This window comes from Leptolyngbya iicbica LK (assembly GCF_004212215.1).
GTDB classification, from domain to species: domain Bacteria; phylum Cyanobacteriota; class Cyanobacteriia; order Phormidesmidales; family Phormidesmidaceae; genus Halomicronema; species Halomicronema iicbica.
Map to the genome: position 1 here is coordinate 65,316 of NZ_QVFV01000010.1, position 13,339 is coordinate 78,654.

At 51.7% G+C, this 13,339-nt stretch carries 16 protein-coding genes; 5 read left to right on the plus strand and 11 right to left on the minus strand.

Annotated features, from left to right (window positions below):
* Nucleotides 1-33: 33 nt before the first annotated feature.
* Nucleotides 34-1,149 carry a restriction endonuclease gene (locus DYY88_RS22240; protein ID WP_052288380.1) on the minus strand — a complete coding sequence of 372 codons (1,116 nt, stop codon included), beginning with the start codon at nucleotides 1,147-1,149 and terminating at the stop codon, nucleotides 34-36.
* 692 nt (nucleotides 1,150-1,841) lie between these two features.
* Between DYY88_RS22240 and DYY88_RS25115 the strand changes: the two genes are divergently transcribed.
* On the plus strand, nucleotides 1,842-2,087 hold the full coding sequence (locus DYY88_RS25115) for a UPF0175 family protein (protein ID WP_072041320.1): 246 nt from the start codon (nucleotides 1,842-1,844) through the stop codon (nucleotides 2,085-2,087).
* On the opposite strand, the gene DYY88_RS22250 is transcribed toward DYY88_RS25115, so the two are convergent.
* From DYY88_RS22250 to DYY88_RS22270, 6 genes are all read right to left on the minus strand, one after another.
* Nucleotides 2,020-3,159, minus strand: coding sequence for a HetZ-related protein 2 (locus DYY88_RS22250; protein ID WP_039726644.1), 1,140 nt, complete (start codon nucleotides 3,157-3,159; stop codon nucleotides 2,020-2,022). The genes DYY88_RS25115 and DYY88_RS22250 overlap by 68 nt on opposite strands.
* A 207-nt stretch (nucleotides 3,160-3,366) precedes the next feature.
* Nucleotides 3,367-3,543, minus strand: a complete 177-nt coding sequence (locus DYY88_RS24370) for a hypothetical protein (RefSeq protein WP_160299539.1) — start codon at nucleotides 3,541-3,543, stop codon at nucleotides 3,367-3,369.
* Nucleotides 3,544-3,922: 379 nt separating this feature from the next.
* A complete protein-coding gene (locus DYY88_RS22255) occupies nucleotides 3,923-4,558 on the minus strand; it encodes an exopolysaccharide biosynthesis protein (RefSeq protein ID WP_039726642.1) in 636 nt (211 codons plus the stop codon).
* 38 nt (nucleotides 4,559-4,596) lie between these two features.
* The gene (locus DYY88_RS22260; protein ID WP_039726641.1) at nucleotides 4,597-5,178 is read right to left on the minus strand and encodes a YqaA family protein; all 582 of its coding nucleotides are present in this window, start codon (nucleotides 5,176-5,178) and stop codon (nucleotides 4,597-4,599) included.
* A gap of 209 nt (nucleotides 5,179-5,387) precedes the next feature.
* Entirely contained in the window at nucleotides 5,388-6,005 is a 618-nt protein-coding gene (locus DYY88_RS22265; protein WP_039726639.1) for a hypothetical protein, read from the minus strand.
* Between the two features lie 690 nt (nucleotides 6,006-6,695).
* Complete coding sequence (locus DYY88_RS22270; protein WP_130199560.1) at nucleotides 6,696-7,376, minus strand: hypothetical protein; 681 nt, start codon at nucleotides 7,374-7,376, stop codon at nucleotides 6,696-6,698.
* A gap of 537 nt (nucleotides 7,377-7,913) precedes the next feature.
* Here DYY88_RS22270 and dnaB point away from each other — a divergent pair.
* Both dnaB and DYY88_RS22280 read left to right on the plus strand, forming a co-directional pair.
* Nucleotides 7,914-9,263, plus strand: coding sequence for a replicative DNA helicase (gene dnaB, locus DYY88_RS22275; RefSeq protein ID WP_039726637.1), 1,350 nt, complete (start codon nucleotides 7,914-7,916; stop codon nucleotides 9,261-9,263).
* A gap of 99 nt (nucleotides 9,264-9,362) precedes the next feature.
* Nucleotides 9,363-10,043 (plus strand): Uma2 family endonuclease, encoded by a 681-nt coding sequence (locus DYY88_RS22280; protein ID WP_044151181.1) that lies wholly within the window; start codon nucleotides 9,363-9,365, stop codon nucleotides 10,041-10,043.
* 56 nt (nucleotides 10,044-10,099) lie between these two features.
* On the opposite strand, the gene DYY88_RS22285 is transcribed toward DYY88_RS22280, so the two are convergent.
* From DYY88_RS22285 to DYY88_RS22295, 3 genes are all read right to left on the minus strand, one after another.
* Entirely contained in the window at nucleotides 10,100-10,288 is a 189-nt protein-coding gene (locus DYY88_RS22285; protein WP_039726636.1) for a hypothetical protein, read from the minus strand.
* A 172-nt stretch (nucleotides 10,289-10,460) separates the two neighbouring features.
* A complete protein-coding gene (locus DYY88_RS22290) occupies nucleotides 10,461-10,781 on the minus strand; it encodes an AzlD domain-containing protein (RefSeq protein ID WP_039726635.1) in 321 nt (106 codons plus the stop codon).
* Nucleotides 10,778-11,515: an AzlC family ABC transporter permease gene (locus DYY88_RS22295; RefSeq protein ID WP_039726634.1), complete on the minus strand. Its 738-nt coding sequence runs from the start codon at nucleotides 11,513-11,515 to the stop codon at nucleotides 10,778-10,780. Before DYY88_RS22295 ends, DYY88_RS22290 begins: the two co-directional genes overlap by 4 nt.
* Nucleotides 11,516-11,763: 248 nt before the next feature.
* Between DYY88_RS22295 and DYY88_RS22300 the strand changes: the two genes are divergently transcribed.
* Both DYY88_RS22300 and DYY88_RS22305 read left to right on the plus strand, forming a co-directional pair.
* The gene (locus DYY88_RS22300; RefSeq protein WP_039726633.1) at nucleotides 11,764-12,351 is read left to right on the plus strand and encodes a thioredoxin family protein; all 588 of its coding nucleotides are present in this window, start codon (nucleotides 11,764-11,766) and stop codon (nucleotides 12,349-12,351) included.
* Nucleotides 12,352-12,394: 43 nt separating this feature from the next.
* The gene (locus tag DYY88_RS22305; RefSeq protein ID WP_207223375.1) at nucleotides 12,395-12,940 is read left to right on the plus strand and encodes a TrmH family RNA methyltransferase; all 546 of its coding nucleotides are present in this window, start codon (nucleotides 12,395-12,397) and stop codon (nucleotides 12,938-12,940) included.
* A 23-nt stretch (nucleotides 12,941-12,963) separates the two neighbouring features.
* Here DYY88_RS22305 and DYY88_RS22310 read toward each other — a convergent pair whose 3' ends face one another.
* Entirely contained in the window at nucleotides 12,964-13,272 is a 309-nt protein-coding gene (locus tag DYY88_RS22310) for a hypothetical protein (RefSeq protein ID WP_130199561.1), read from the minus strand.
* Nucleotides 13,273-13,339: the final 67 nt, after the last annotated feature.

Sequence of the window (13,339 nt, forward strand, 5' to 3'; positions counted from 1 at the left end):
AGGAAGTTTCTTTGACAGACATTAAAAACTGGTTTACAAATTGCTGCTACTGCACCTCACTAGAGTGAGAAATGCTGTATCTGTTTTGAGAAATTCTTCTATCTCGTTTTTGCTTAACGTGACAATATGATAATCGGCTCTACTACAGCGTTTCATTTCTGACTCAAACCCCGAAGTAAAACCATTTAAAGATATAAAAAAGCCAATCTTTGCCAATCTCGAATGATTTTGAATCTTAATCTCAAAATCTCTAAGCTCTTTTGCGCCTACTGGTTTACTCCAGTTTTTACACTCCACAAAGAAGAGAGGAGAACTAAACGCTTGCCAGAATGGAGAGGTCATCGTATTCTTAATTACTAAATCAATTTCCTCATCGCCAGTCTCTACTCTCTTAGTAACTAATTCTAGCGTATTACCATCAGTAAATAGTAGTTCAGTCAGTCTTTCAAGGATTAATCCTTTTTCATATTTTCTGTTTACATTGCAACTGTTCAAGAGCTTCATACCTTCACTTTTAACGTATCGTGCTCTTAAGATTTCCTCTTTCAAGAGCAATGGCTCAAATGCTTTATTGTACAAGCCAACTTTCCTTGTCAAAGTGTTTGAAAGTTGCGACAACAAAACATCTAGATCCATCTCTTCATCGTCGTATGCATCAACATGAATGGCCAGTTTTACTTCTTTATCAGGATCGACAGCTTCAAGAATTAAACGAAGATGTAAAAGAGACATGATCTCCGGACAGACTCTATAATATTCACTGCCAAATAAATCGGCTATTTCGGATATCCAAGGAGGCATACTTAGAATTTCGCCACTTGTATATTCTATAAGCGCCTCGAAGTCAAGACTACGAGAGGCATTGGAGTCTTCCTTCCGGCAAGAATAAGCAGCATAGTCAACTTCGTATGTTTTCCTATCACTTAAAGTTAAGATATTGTGCCCTTCGTCTGGAGGAGATTGATTATTGTTTTCAAATACCAGAAACAATTTAACTAGGCTAATGAAATCTTCAAATTCATTTCTTCTTCCAACGTCTGGGAACTTGCTAAGATGTTCCAAAAGCCGCCTATCTATGTCTTCCTCAGAAAAGATATTGTCAGCGTTCTCTCCATATTCTTCGAGCAGTAAATATCTGACGGCTTCCATATACAGCCTTTTCCAGTCTCGTGAGATACACTTAATATGTTTTGGAATTTGCTAAGAGACAGGGATGAAAGCTTACTCTATCGAGTTCCGTCGAAAAATCATCAAGGCACATGAAGNNNGGAAGTTTCTTTGACAGACATTAAAAACTGGTTTACAAATTGCTGCTACTGCACCTCACTAGAGTGAGAAATGCTGTATCCGTCTTTTAGCTCCGAATAAAATGAGCTATAAATTTCAGAAAAGAAATGAATTGTATATCCATAAGAGTCTAGATTTATCAAGATTTTTTTTGGCGGTTGATTTGAATCCAATCTCGAAAAGCGTGTTAGCTGAATCCCATTCTTCATCTTCTTCAGTTTTAACTTCAATACAGTAGGAACTATCACGGTCGAATAAAAATAACAAAAAACTTGGAATATCATGTCTCCAGTAATAATTTATGTTGTCGATATAAAGATCTGAAATTGTCATGTCTAATGATAGAAAAGTTTAAGAGCACGCTATAGAAAAAACATCCAATTCTAAGGGTCGAATTTTGTCATGGGCAGCGTTGAGCCAGATTGATCTTAGTTTAGCCTCTGTTTTCTGGGTGAGGACAAGAGTGTTTGAGTGGCAGAGTGAGGGGAGGCGATCGCCCCACTACTGCAAGCAGCCTCAGTTAAGCTATTAGTATCAGCGAGGACGGGCCTGTGATGCATGAATCCGTAACCTTTGAAATATCAGCCGATCTGCTGGCAGCACTCAAACTCGGAGCCGAAGACCTGGGTCGCAATATGCGCCTGATTGCGGCAATCGCTTACTTTCAAGATTACAAGCGTTCTCCCGGAAAAGCGGCTAAATTAGCTGACGATAAGCGCTTTTCCCTTATTTTTAAGAGCTGCTGGCTTCTTGGCGGAGACTTTGGGCATCGAGGTAAATTTGTGCCCACTCCCCCGTAATTTGCTTAGGTTTCAAGTTTGTTTCCTTGGCAATGTCATCAAAGCTACGCCCGGCTTTGAGGTCATTCAAAATGCGTCGCTGGATGGGGCTGCGGCTCGACTGAAACGCCTCCCATTGCTCAGGAATCAGGCCCAGGTTGTGATCTTTCAGAGACGTTTTGAGCCAGCCCAACACCAAGTCAGGTTGTTCTTTGAGCGTAAAGACCCGAATGGCGTGATAGCGAATCTTTTCCCGCAGGCGATAGGCTTCCTTCGTCGATAAGTTGAGGCGTTGGGCGATCGCCTCTTGAGAAAACCCCTGAAGATGGAGTTCAAGCCAAGCGACGGCAGTCTCATCGAGGGAGTCTTGCAAGTAGGCAGCAAAACTGGTTTTCACCTGCTCGCGAGCGACTTGAGCCGCTTCAGCATCAGTCTGCATTTCGTACTTGGCGACGGCTTCCACATCCAACAGACTCATGGAAGAATCCGGTTCATCCGTGCCGACTTCTTCCGAAATCAGGCGAATCATCTCGCCCGAAGGAATGTTGGTCATGCCGCCCCGCTGCGATCGCCGCAAATAGTTCACAAAGCGGTAGACCAACAACGGTTGATTGCGAATGGGGCGCAGGCAATATTCTTCCACCGTGGCGAGCATCAGCAAATTGCGAATTTGCGGTCGGGAAGAGCACTGCCCAATCCATTGCACCTGCGACTTGAGATAGCGATCGCTTTGCAGCATTTCTTGAATCACTTCTTGCAGCACGTCGGTCACCGTGCGACGGCGATCGCGGCTGAGGGCAATCCACGTGCGGACTTTGCTTCGCACCAAAAACAGACTGCTCAAGCGCTTGATGAGATTTTTGTACGCGCGATCGGGGCCGACCTGCCAGTAGCGCTGACGCAAAATTTGATAGCGATATTCCAGCGCTTGCACCAGAATTTGGAGCTTCGCGGGGTCGGCCTCATTAAACCGTTCTGGGTCAGAACCGAGTAGCCACTCCAAAATGCTGTGGCGAGAATTGTCGCTTTCGTCCGCCAACTCTGTAGCCAATCTGGTGGACCATTGTTGAGTGATGTCGTCTAACGCCGTCATGCTTTTGGTCTTCCTCGTCCAGCCCATAGCTGATTGTAGGGTGTATCGGAAACCACTGCTGCGGTGAATAGACAAACTGTTCAGGAATCTCAAACCAACGAACTGGGTCACCCAACGGGGCATATAAAAAGGTGGGGTTGCAAATTGCAACTCCACCCACCGTGACAGGTACCGAAACCGGACGTCAAACCATCATTGCCCACACAATTAATCAGTCGCCTGACGAGGCGTGCCTGACTCAAACGATTGGCCAAACGCCCAAATCATGCGTGTAGTGAGCACTGAGAGGGAGATCGCGGCAGTAATGGTCAGGGTGGCATGGGGAGCCAGCACCACGAGTAGCAAACCGCTAATGACTAACAGCAGCAACAGGGTCCTATCCATACTCGCCCTCCTGGACTTTCCCGAACCAACACCTACATCGTAAACACTCAACAATTGAGGTTGGGGAACTCTTAGAATTACTTGAGGTTTAGCCTGGCCGTCGCAATGTTTTGTTGCATTATGCGGTGATCTTGAGGGCCTTGACTGAGTCCCCTAAACGCAGCCAAGGGCGCTGAGCAAATAGCGCCTTTCAAATCATCAGATTCCGCCAAGAAAAACTCGATCTCATCGATTTCAGCGGTAATTTCACTGATCCCAAGCCAATGAAGTCTTGTTAAGCGATACATCGAGCCGTGAATTACCGTTGCCCTTGCTAGCCACTCGCTCATTTTAATAAAGGCAAACTGTCGTCGTGAATACAGTTCCGCGCAGCAGTGAATTATTCAGCGATGGGCATAGAAAATCCGTTGAGAATAAATTTCACTGCGGCAGAGCCCCCTTGCACCCCAGCAAACAGAATGACGCTGACCAGCGCCAGCGCCAGCACACAAATTGTCAGCCCCGCCAGGCTGATAAAACCGTCATCATCGAGCAAGCCAAACCCGGTGACAAAAATCCCGATCGCAGGCAGGGTGTTGGTGCCGGGAATGGGGATCATCATGCAGATCGACATCAACGCGATCGCCAGCCCTAAAACGATCCGCCCCGCTCGACTCGTACACACTGGCGTCAATCGCGGGCGCGACAGCACCTCAATGCGCCGCAGCCAGGGCAATCCCGCCTTTACCACTTTTTGAATCTGCGCGAGGCCAAACCCTTTTTCCTTCCAACGGGCGGGCAACCAGGGGCGATGCCGTCCAGCAATCAGCTGCACCGCCAGCACAAACATCAAAATCCCAAACGGAATCGAATAGCCCGGTGCCGGGATCGGCAACGCTGACGGCAAAGCCAATAACACAAACAAAAAGCCGAAGGTCCGCTCTTCGGCCAGATTTAAGATGTCAGCCAGGACTACCTGTTCTGAGCGCGATTCATCAAAAAAGAATTGCTCTAGCTCAACCGAAAGACGGGCCATTGACCACACTCATAACCACAGCTTCATCATTATCCGACTCAGAGGAGCTTTAGCGCGACCAGGCCCAGCACGGCCACCCCTAACCCGACCCACAGCAGCCGCTCTGAGGAATTTTGCACCCAGGTTTGCACGCGATCGCCACCATAAGCCATCAAGCCGCCCACCAAGAGAAATCGGGCATTACGGCCAATCACCGACGCCAAAACGAACTGCCCAAAATCAAAGTGAAATACGCCTGAAGCTAGCGTGAAGATCTTGTAAGGAATCGGCGTCACCGCCGCCATCAACACGCCCCAGAAGCCCCATCGCTCATAAATGCCTTCCACTTGGCTGAAGGTCTTGAGCTCTGGGTCATAGAATTGCACGACCGCGCTGCCAATCGTATCGAAGGCATAATGACCGATCGCATAACCCAACAGGCCGCCCAAGACTGAACCCACCCCACAAATCAGGGCAAACCGCAGCGATCGCTGCGGCGCACCGGTACAGAGCGCCAGTAACAGCGGGTCGGCTGGCACCGGCACCACACATGACTCCGCTAGGGCAAACCAAAACAAAATGTGCTCACCGTAAGGCTTTTCGCTCCAACTAGAGAGATGCGTATAGGCTTTTTGGAGCATAAATTCAAAAATATTACGGAATATAAAACGTATTCACCATAGCAGGTCAAACCTAGCGGTGTGGCATCGGCCTCAGCCGCTCCTGCGCCCAGTCCCGTGGCCTCAGTCACTTGCGCCAGAGGCACAGTGCTTGTGCACCCAATCGATCACCATCGCAACCAGGCATCGGGGGCAGGCTAGACGTCTGCTGAGACTCCAGCGGCATTGGTTTAGAACTGTTTTGGCGATCGCGGCGGCAAAGCTTCGACCCGGGTGCCCAACGTACATTCGCCATCCCAAACCAGCGCGAGTCGTTGCCAGCCGGCCTCTGTGAGCCATAGCTCCCCGGCATGAGTCTCGTAATCTTGGGACGTTGCGCCCGCCGCCTGCAACAAATCTTGCAAGCACAACTCACCAGGAATCGCGATCGCAGTCTGACGCAGCAGCCACTCTAAGCGGGCTTGGCCCGCCCAATCTAGCGCCGCTTGCAAAAAAGGAAAAATGGCAATGCCAGTGGCGCTTTCTACCCCGACTAAAATAGCCTGCACATAGCCCGCTGCCTCGTCATCCGCCAATGCCGTCAAACGCGACACCATCAGCGCCACCAGCTGATCAACAAAATGACTACCCAAAGCCTCATGTAGCGCCTCAATTTGGTGCTGTACCCCAGCTTGCGGGGCCCCCAGCACATCCGACCAATCAACCTGAGGGAAAGCCGCCTGCAACAAGTCATAGCAGCGTTCGTTCAGATGAAATGCAGCCTGCTCGGCATCACAAGAAAAATCTTGCCCCGGCACGGCACCAGCTTCTACCAAAAGCTGAAAAAGATCGACGGCTGTTTGACGCATAAAACGACACCAATAAAAGCGACTTTTACAAAAATTAAAGATTAGCTTTCACCTTAGCGTAGCCAACGTCAGACAGCCTGTTTGTAGCTTTGGGCACCAGTTGGATGAATTGGGTCTGGGGACTGATACTTTGGGGCGTCCAAGGTTTGGGATAGCCGCTTTAACGAAAGAGGAGCGATCATGAGCCATTGGCTGTCAGAGGACGTGGAGATCAAGGTCAAAATCTTTATATAGTCGGCAGTCAGGCGCCGAGAGCCCAACAGCTTCAAGCATGGACATTTAATCGAAGTGTGGGCAGCCGAGACAGCTGTCCCGAAACAGGCAAGCTGTCTGCCTGACAATATCTGGATTTGCTAAAACCTGCCCTCAATCCCTCGTTTTTCTGCCAAAGAGATGCACGGAGCTATCTACGCAACGCTATGTCGGCCCTGAATTGGAAAACAAACGATCCCCCCATGCTTGCTCTTACATTTGCGAGCAAACATGGGGGGACGTGAGACTTGGCACGACCCTAGAGAGGGCAGCATCAGTGAGGCATGTGAGTACCCTTGGCGAAGGGCAACAACCGTTAGGAACGGGATCCCGCATTAACATTCACCGCCTGCACTCATGGAATTGATTCACAACCACTCTCAACCCTCTATGAAGGACCGTGATATTCAAGATTTCCTGAGGCATATCATGCCGTCGCTAGCGGACTCCGTTAGGCACCGCGCGATTATTGGGTTCCAAATCGTTGGGTGCAATGATGCCATCGGTGGGTGCAGCGTCATCCACCATGGTCTCTTGGTTCGTCGTCGCTGGCTCTCGGTCAACTTCGACCCGATTGCTCGGCTCATTAGAGTTCGGAACGATGATGCCATCGGTGGGCGCTGCCGTGTCCGGTTCAGACATGGGCTCGTCAAATTCTAGGGCGCCGTCCTGAGGCACTGCCCGATTATTCGGAGAGTTGCTGTTTGGAGAAATGACACCTTCGATTTCCTCAGGGGTTGACGAATTGGGCTCACTAGACAATTCGTTGGTTGTCGGTTCTCGATACTCTTCATAGACGTCGTCGTAGCCGTTGTCAGCCTCAGTTGGGGTCCCTTCATCCGGCACGGCGCGATTATTAGGAGAGTTGCTATCAGGCACGATAATGCCATCGATGAGATCAGCGTTTTCTACTTCTCCGGTTGCTTCGTCAGCTTCAACACCAGCATCGGGGATCGCTCGATTATTGGGAGACTGACTATCAGGAGAAATGACACCTTCTGTGGGGGAAGGATGAGTTTCCATCATTTCTGACCCATCTTCGTGCATGTCAGCCCGAGCGATCGCACCCATAGTGAGGGCAACCGTTGCGGAAAGAGAGCATAAGATAAAGCGTTTCATAGATACCTCTGCGTAACAAAATGCAGATTGGCTGTTCACAATATCGCTATAGACTCCAATGAGTTTTGCGCTATAGCGGTGGAAATGATTTTTCAAATTTCAACCAACCAATCAGCTATTAACACCCTAAAAGGTATCCAGGGCAGTTTTGATGGATCGAACGACAGGTTATATCTCATTCCAAGGTGACAGAATGAAGCATCATCCCAAGCGAACAACGAGGATACTTCCACACTCTCCATGCATCTTGCCTATGATTTTGGAAAGTCGTTGCAGCCATCTCTGAGCAGTCGTTAAACCCAGGACTGGGTTGACCGCCAATACCGTCTGCCAACCATGGCCACACCAAGTTTACGCACGTTATCGGACCCAGTTGGCTCACCCGACAGTAGAGCAGAGGTGGCCTCAGGCAGCCTTGACGTTTTCGCTAGCAATGCAGTCGAGGCTGGGGATCATTCACCGTAACGATCGCACGCCCTATTTCTGCCAAGAATCCGCTAGGGTAGGGGATGCCACGCCATCACTGCGGAGAGGGGAATGGTTCAGAATCTGGATTTTCAGGGCTATAGCGATCGCCTGCCGCCCCAAAACGTTGATGCAGAAGAAGCCATTCTCGGCGGTGTGCTGCTCGATCCGGAAGCGATCGGGCGGGTCATGGAAATTCTTAACCCCGACGCCTTTTACATCAGCGCCCACAAAACCATTTATCGCGCCGCAATGGATCTTCATAGTCGGGGCTTGCCCGCCGACCTGATGACCGTCACCAACTGGCTCAAAGACCGCGAGCTCTTGGAAAAAGTCGGCGGCACCAGCCGCATTGCCCAACTCGTCGATCGCACCCTCAGCGCGGCCAACATCGACCAATACGCCCAGCTCGTCATGGAGAAATTCATGCGGCGGCGGCTCATTCAAATTGGCGGCGAAATCTCCCAGCTCGGCTTTGAGGCTGACCAACCTCTCGAACTGTCCCTCGATGAAGCGGAACAAAAACTCTTTGCTATTACCCAAGATCGGCCCCAGCAAGCCCTCACCTCCACCGCTGACATCCTGATCGAGACCTTCGCCGAAATCGAAGAGCGGGCTGAAGGCATCGTCCTCCCTGGCGTGCCCTGCGGCTTCTATGATTTGGACGCGATGACCCAGGGCTTTCAGCGATCGGACCTCATCATCGCCGCTGGCAGGCCGTCCATGGGGAAGACCGCCTTCGTTTTGAACATTGCGCGGAACATCGCCAGCACCCAAAAACTCCCTGTCGCCATCTTTAGCTTGGAGATGTCGAAGCAGCAGTTGGTGTATCGTCTACTCTCCAGCGAACTCGCCCTCGAAACCAGTCGCCTGCGCACCGGACGATTGAATCCCAACGAGTGGACGATTCTCGGACAGGGGATCAACCAACTCTCGGAAATGCCCGTTTTCATTGACGATACGCCCAACATTTCAGTCAACGAAATGCGCTCTAAGGCGCGACGGCTTCAGGCAGAACAGGGCGGTGCATTGGGGCTAATCCTGATCGACTACCTGCAGTTGATGGAGGGCAGCAGCGATAACCGGGTGCAGGAATTGTCGAAAATCACGCGATCGCTCAAAGGGCTTGCCCGTGAACTCAACGTGCCGATCATCTCTCTCTCGCAGCTCAGCCGGGGCGTCGAATCCCGCACCAACAAGCGGCCCATGATGTCTGACCTGAGGGAATCTGGGAGTATTGAGCAGGATGCCGACGTGATTATGATGCTGTATCGGGAGGAATACTACGATCCGGATACGCCCGATCGCGGTATTGCCGAAATCATCATCACCAAACACCGGAATGGCCCGACCGGAACCGTGAAGCTGCTGTTTGAGCCGCAGTACACTCGTTTTCGGAATTTGGCGCAACCGCCGGGTTAAGCATGTGAGGGTAGCTGGGTGGCTGGGTGGCTGGGTGAATGGGTCGTCCGAGGAAGAGAGTTTAGAATAACCTCAACCTGCAGAGTCCGGTAATGACCTATGACGATCGCTTCTGCTCAGCCCCAATCCACGCTCCAGACTTGGCCCGAAACGGAAACGCGCATCCTACTAGACGGGGTCAGTTGGGAGACCTTTGAACAGTTACTGGTAGAAACAGGCGACAACCGCAACAAACGCTTTGCCTACTGTGATGGGGTGCTGGAAATTATGGCTCCGCTGGAGGGACACGAAGAATCCACTAGATTGTTTGATGATTTTGTAGTCGTTTTTATTGATGCGTTAGGACTAGAAGTCCGAAAACTCGGCTCGCTGACGATGAAAAATCCCGCACAAAAGAAAGGGCTCGAACCAGACTGTTGCTTTTACATCCAAAATGAGTCGGTGGTACGTGGAGTTGAGACACTGGACTTCAATATTCATCCGCCACCAGATTTAGCGATCGAAGTGGATAACAGCAGCTCGTCGCTGAATAAATTCCCTATCTATCTAGCGCTGAAAATCCCAGAACTGTGGCGGCTGCGACGGGGAACGCTGACCATCTATCAACTGAATACTGATGAGTCAGCCTATGTTGAAGTCGAGCAGAGCTTGGCGTTTCCGCACATGCCTGTGCAAGCTTTGCCACAGTTTATGGAAACGGCAAAAGTGATCGGCCAACGAGCCGCTGTGCGGGAGTTAGCGAAGCAAGTGGAAGAGCTGCTAACTGACGCAGATGAGTAGTTGGACAAGGGGGCGATCGCCCCACTGATTCTCGCCCGCGGCAAGGCGATTCTCCCTCAATGGGTCAAGTTGGGACGGGCAGCAGTGACGTCTTGCTGAGCCATCAGGTTGATTGCCAAGCGTTCCCAGGAGCTTTCTAGCAAACCAGTAGACAGGCTGGGGTGCGGGGCGGTGTCGGCAATCAGCACGGTGACAGAGATCGCGAGCATGAGGCGACCAATTTTGATGTTCTGCAGGGCTGGCATGGTGGCAACTCCGGGGGCGAGAGAACGGGGGACTGACTGATTTATGGCCAAGATAACCAGCATTTCTGGCTCGGAGTAGGGGGAAAGTCGCCAACGACTTGGCTGCTTTCGGCAAGGTTGCGCCGCTCTCAACGAGATCGCGGCTACACCGCACCGTCAAACGCCACTAAACTCACACGATGAATTGCCAAAGCAGGAAGGCCGCCATGCTCACGACAATGGTGAGCAATAGATTTTGTCGCCAGAGACCGATCGCGAGAGCGACGATCGCCCCGATTAATCGCGGATTTTGCCAACTGATCCACAGATTATCGGCTTCGACCAAAACCGCTGGCACCACGATCGCCGTCAGCACCGCCGGGGGCACATAGTGCAGCGCTTGCAACAGTCGCGGCGGCAGCTTGAGCCGACCACTCAGCGCCAACACGGGGTACCGAATGCCGAAGGTCACGAGCGCCATCCCGCCCACCAGGAGCCATTCTGCTTCATTCATGGGTGGGAACTCTCCGGTTTTTGCATGGTTTCGACCAGTACCCCAGTGCCGATGCCCGCGATCGCCGCGACCATGATACCGAGTTGATGGGGTAGCGATCGCGCCCCCAGCGCCGTGATCCCCGCTACGAGCACAGTCGCCACCATGGGCCGCGTTTTGAGATACGGGATCGTCATGCCAATAAACGTGGCGACCATCGCAAAATCGAGTCCCCAGTTAGCAGCATTGGGCATCGCTTGTCCTAATGTCAGACCGAGCCAGGTGCAGAGTTGCCAGTTGCCATACATCGCCAGCGCTGAACCCAGTTGAAACCAATGCTTGTAGGGGGAGGCGTCCGGCGCTTGATACCGCTGAATTGCCACCATAAAGGTTTCATCGGTGAGCCAAAAGGCCAAAGCCGCTTTCCAGGCAGGGCTAAGCGGTTGCAAATAGGGCACCAGCCCCACGGCATAGAGCAGATGGCGCAGATTCACCACCAACGTCGTGAGCACGATGATGCCAACGGGGGAGCCGGTCGCGAGCAAACCCAAGGCAATAAACTGTGAAGACCCGGCAAAGACGAACGCTGACATGGCCGCCGCCCCAGCAAACGATAAGCCACTGGTTTGCGCCAGAGTGCCGAAGATGATGCCAAAGGGAATGGCTCCGATAATCAACGGAATAGTTTGTCGGGCACCGGCACCAAACTCGCGCCAGGGAGTGCTTTTGTGATCAATATCGGGCGCGATCGCCATGCCCCGCCTCCGGAGTCAAACGGTTAAGCTTCCAGACTATCGAAGGAGCGGTCGTCCTGTCTTGAATATGGTTTCCCAATAGATCAAAGAAGCGATCGATTAACAAGCAATTTGCCGATCTTGGCCTGACATCATCCTCAATCACCCTGACCGCAACCGTTTCATCGCTGCATATACCGTCATCCCGCCCTCGTTGAACTTGGTAGGATGAAACCATTCAAATAAGGACGCAATGAGGATTTGTCATTATGGTCATGGTCAGCTCCACCATGTTGGAACTTGGCACCCCCGCCCCCGATTTTGCGCTGCCGGATGTGGTCAGTGGCGACACCATTGCCCTCTCCACGTTTGCGGGCAAGTCGGCTTTGGTGGTGATGTTTATCTGTCAGCACTGCCCCTTCGTCAAGCATGTGCAAGATGAACTCGCCCGCCTCGGCCATGATTATGTACCCAAAAATGTGGGAATTGTCGCCATCAGCTCTAACAGTATCGAAACGCATCCGCAGGATGGCCCCGAGCATTTAAAGGAAATGGCCGAAACGCTGGGCTTCAATTTCCCCTATTGTTTTGACGAATCCCAAGCCGTGGCGAAGGCTTACACCGCTGCCTGTACCCCGGATTTTTATGTGTTTGATGGCGATCGCAAACTGGTCTATCGGGGCCAGCTCGACGACAGCCGTCCCGGCATGGATGAACAACCCGTCACCGGCAAAGATCTGCGGGCGGCGATTGATACCGTACTGGCTGGCGGCACCTTGAGCCCGGATCAAAAGCCCAGCATTGGCTGCAACATCAAATGGACACCGGGCAACGAACCCGAATACTTCGGCGCTTAATCGACCGCTAGGGGACGCACCCTTTTGAAAGGGTGCGTCCCCTTTGTCCTTGAAAGGGTGCGTCCCCTTTGTCCAGTCACCGTTCTGCATGATGGCCGCGCGATCGCTCCATTCTCCTCAACGTCACCCCCTGACGCTCTGTGCCAGCTTGGTGCAAAATCCAATGAATTTGGGAGCATTGTGCCGCACAGCGGAAGTCTGGCGCCTGCAAGAACTGGTGTTGTCCAACGCAGATATCCTGACCGATCGCGAGTTTCGCAAGGTGGCAGTCTCAGCAGACCAATGGCAACCCATCGGCATTTGCCCCAGCGATCGCCTCCCGCACTGGATCACGCACCAACAACAACAGGGGATCATCGTCATCGCCCTGACCCGCCATCCCCGCGCGATCGCCCTGCCACAGTTCACCTTCCCCGTGCAATCGGCGTTGCTGCTGGGTCGCGAGCTCACGGGCATTCCAGATCATCTGGTACAGCAATGCGACGCCATGCTTGAAATTCCCCAATGGGGACAGGTGGAATCCTTGAATGTCGCTACAGCGGGCGCGATCGCCGCTTATGAGTACCTCCGTCAATACTCGCGAGCCTAATGCATAGAAATCCTTATGTTTGGTTACCTAAACATACTTGTTAGCCATGCAGTAATTTCTCTAAAGTAAGCACCTAAAGCTGCGCCAAGAATCAATGTAATGAACCAAAGCAGAAACGACGCGGCTAGCCTAGTAAACTTACCCTTCTCAGATTGTCTTCTCAATTCTTGGCGCAGAGCTTCTTCCATTTCCATTTCCATTCTGAAAGCCGACAATTTTTCTGCACTTGTTTGTGCCAAGTTTGTGTAGCGCTCTGCCAATTGCTTTTTTTCGTCTATTGCTTCTAGAAGCTGATCAAGCTCGGCGGATTGGTTGACTAGTTCAGCTTGCATAGAAGAGATTATGAGACTGGCCTCATTGATATGCTGCCTAGCTATCTCCACCCTCTCTCTGGCTCTA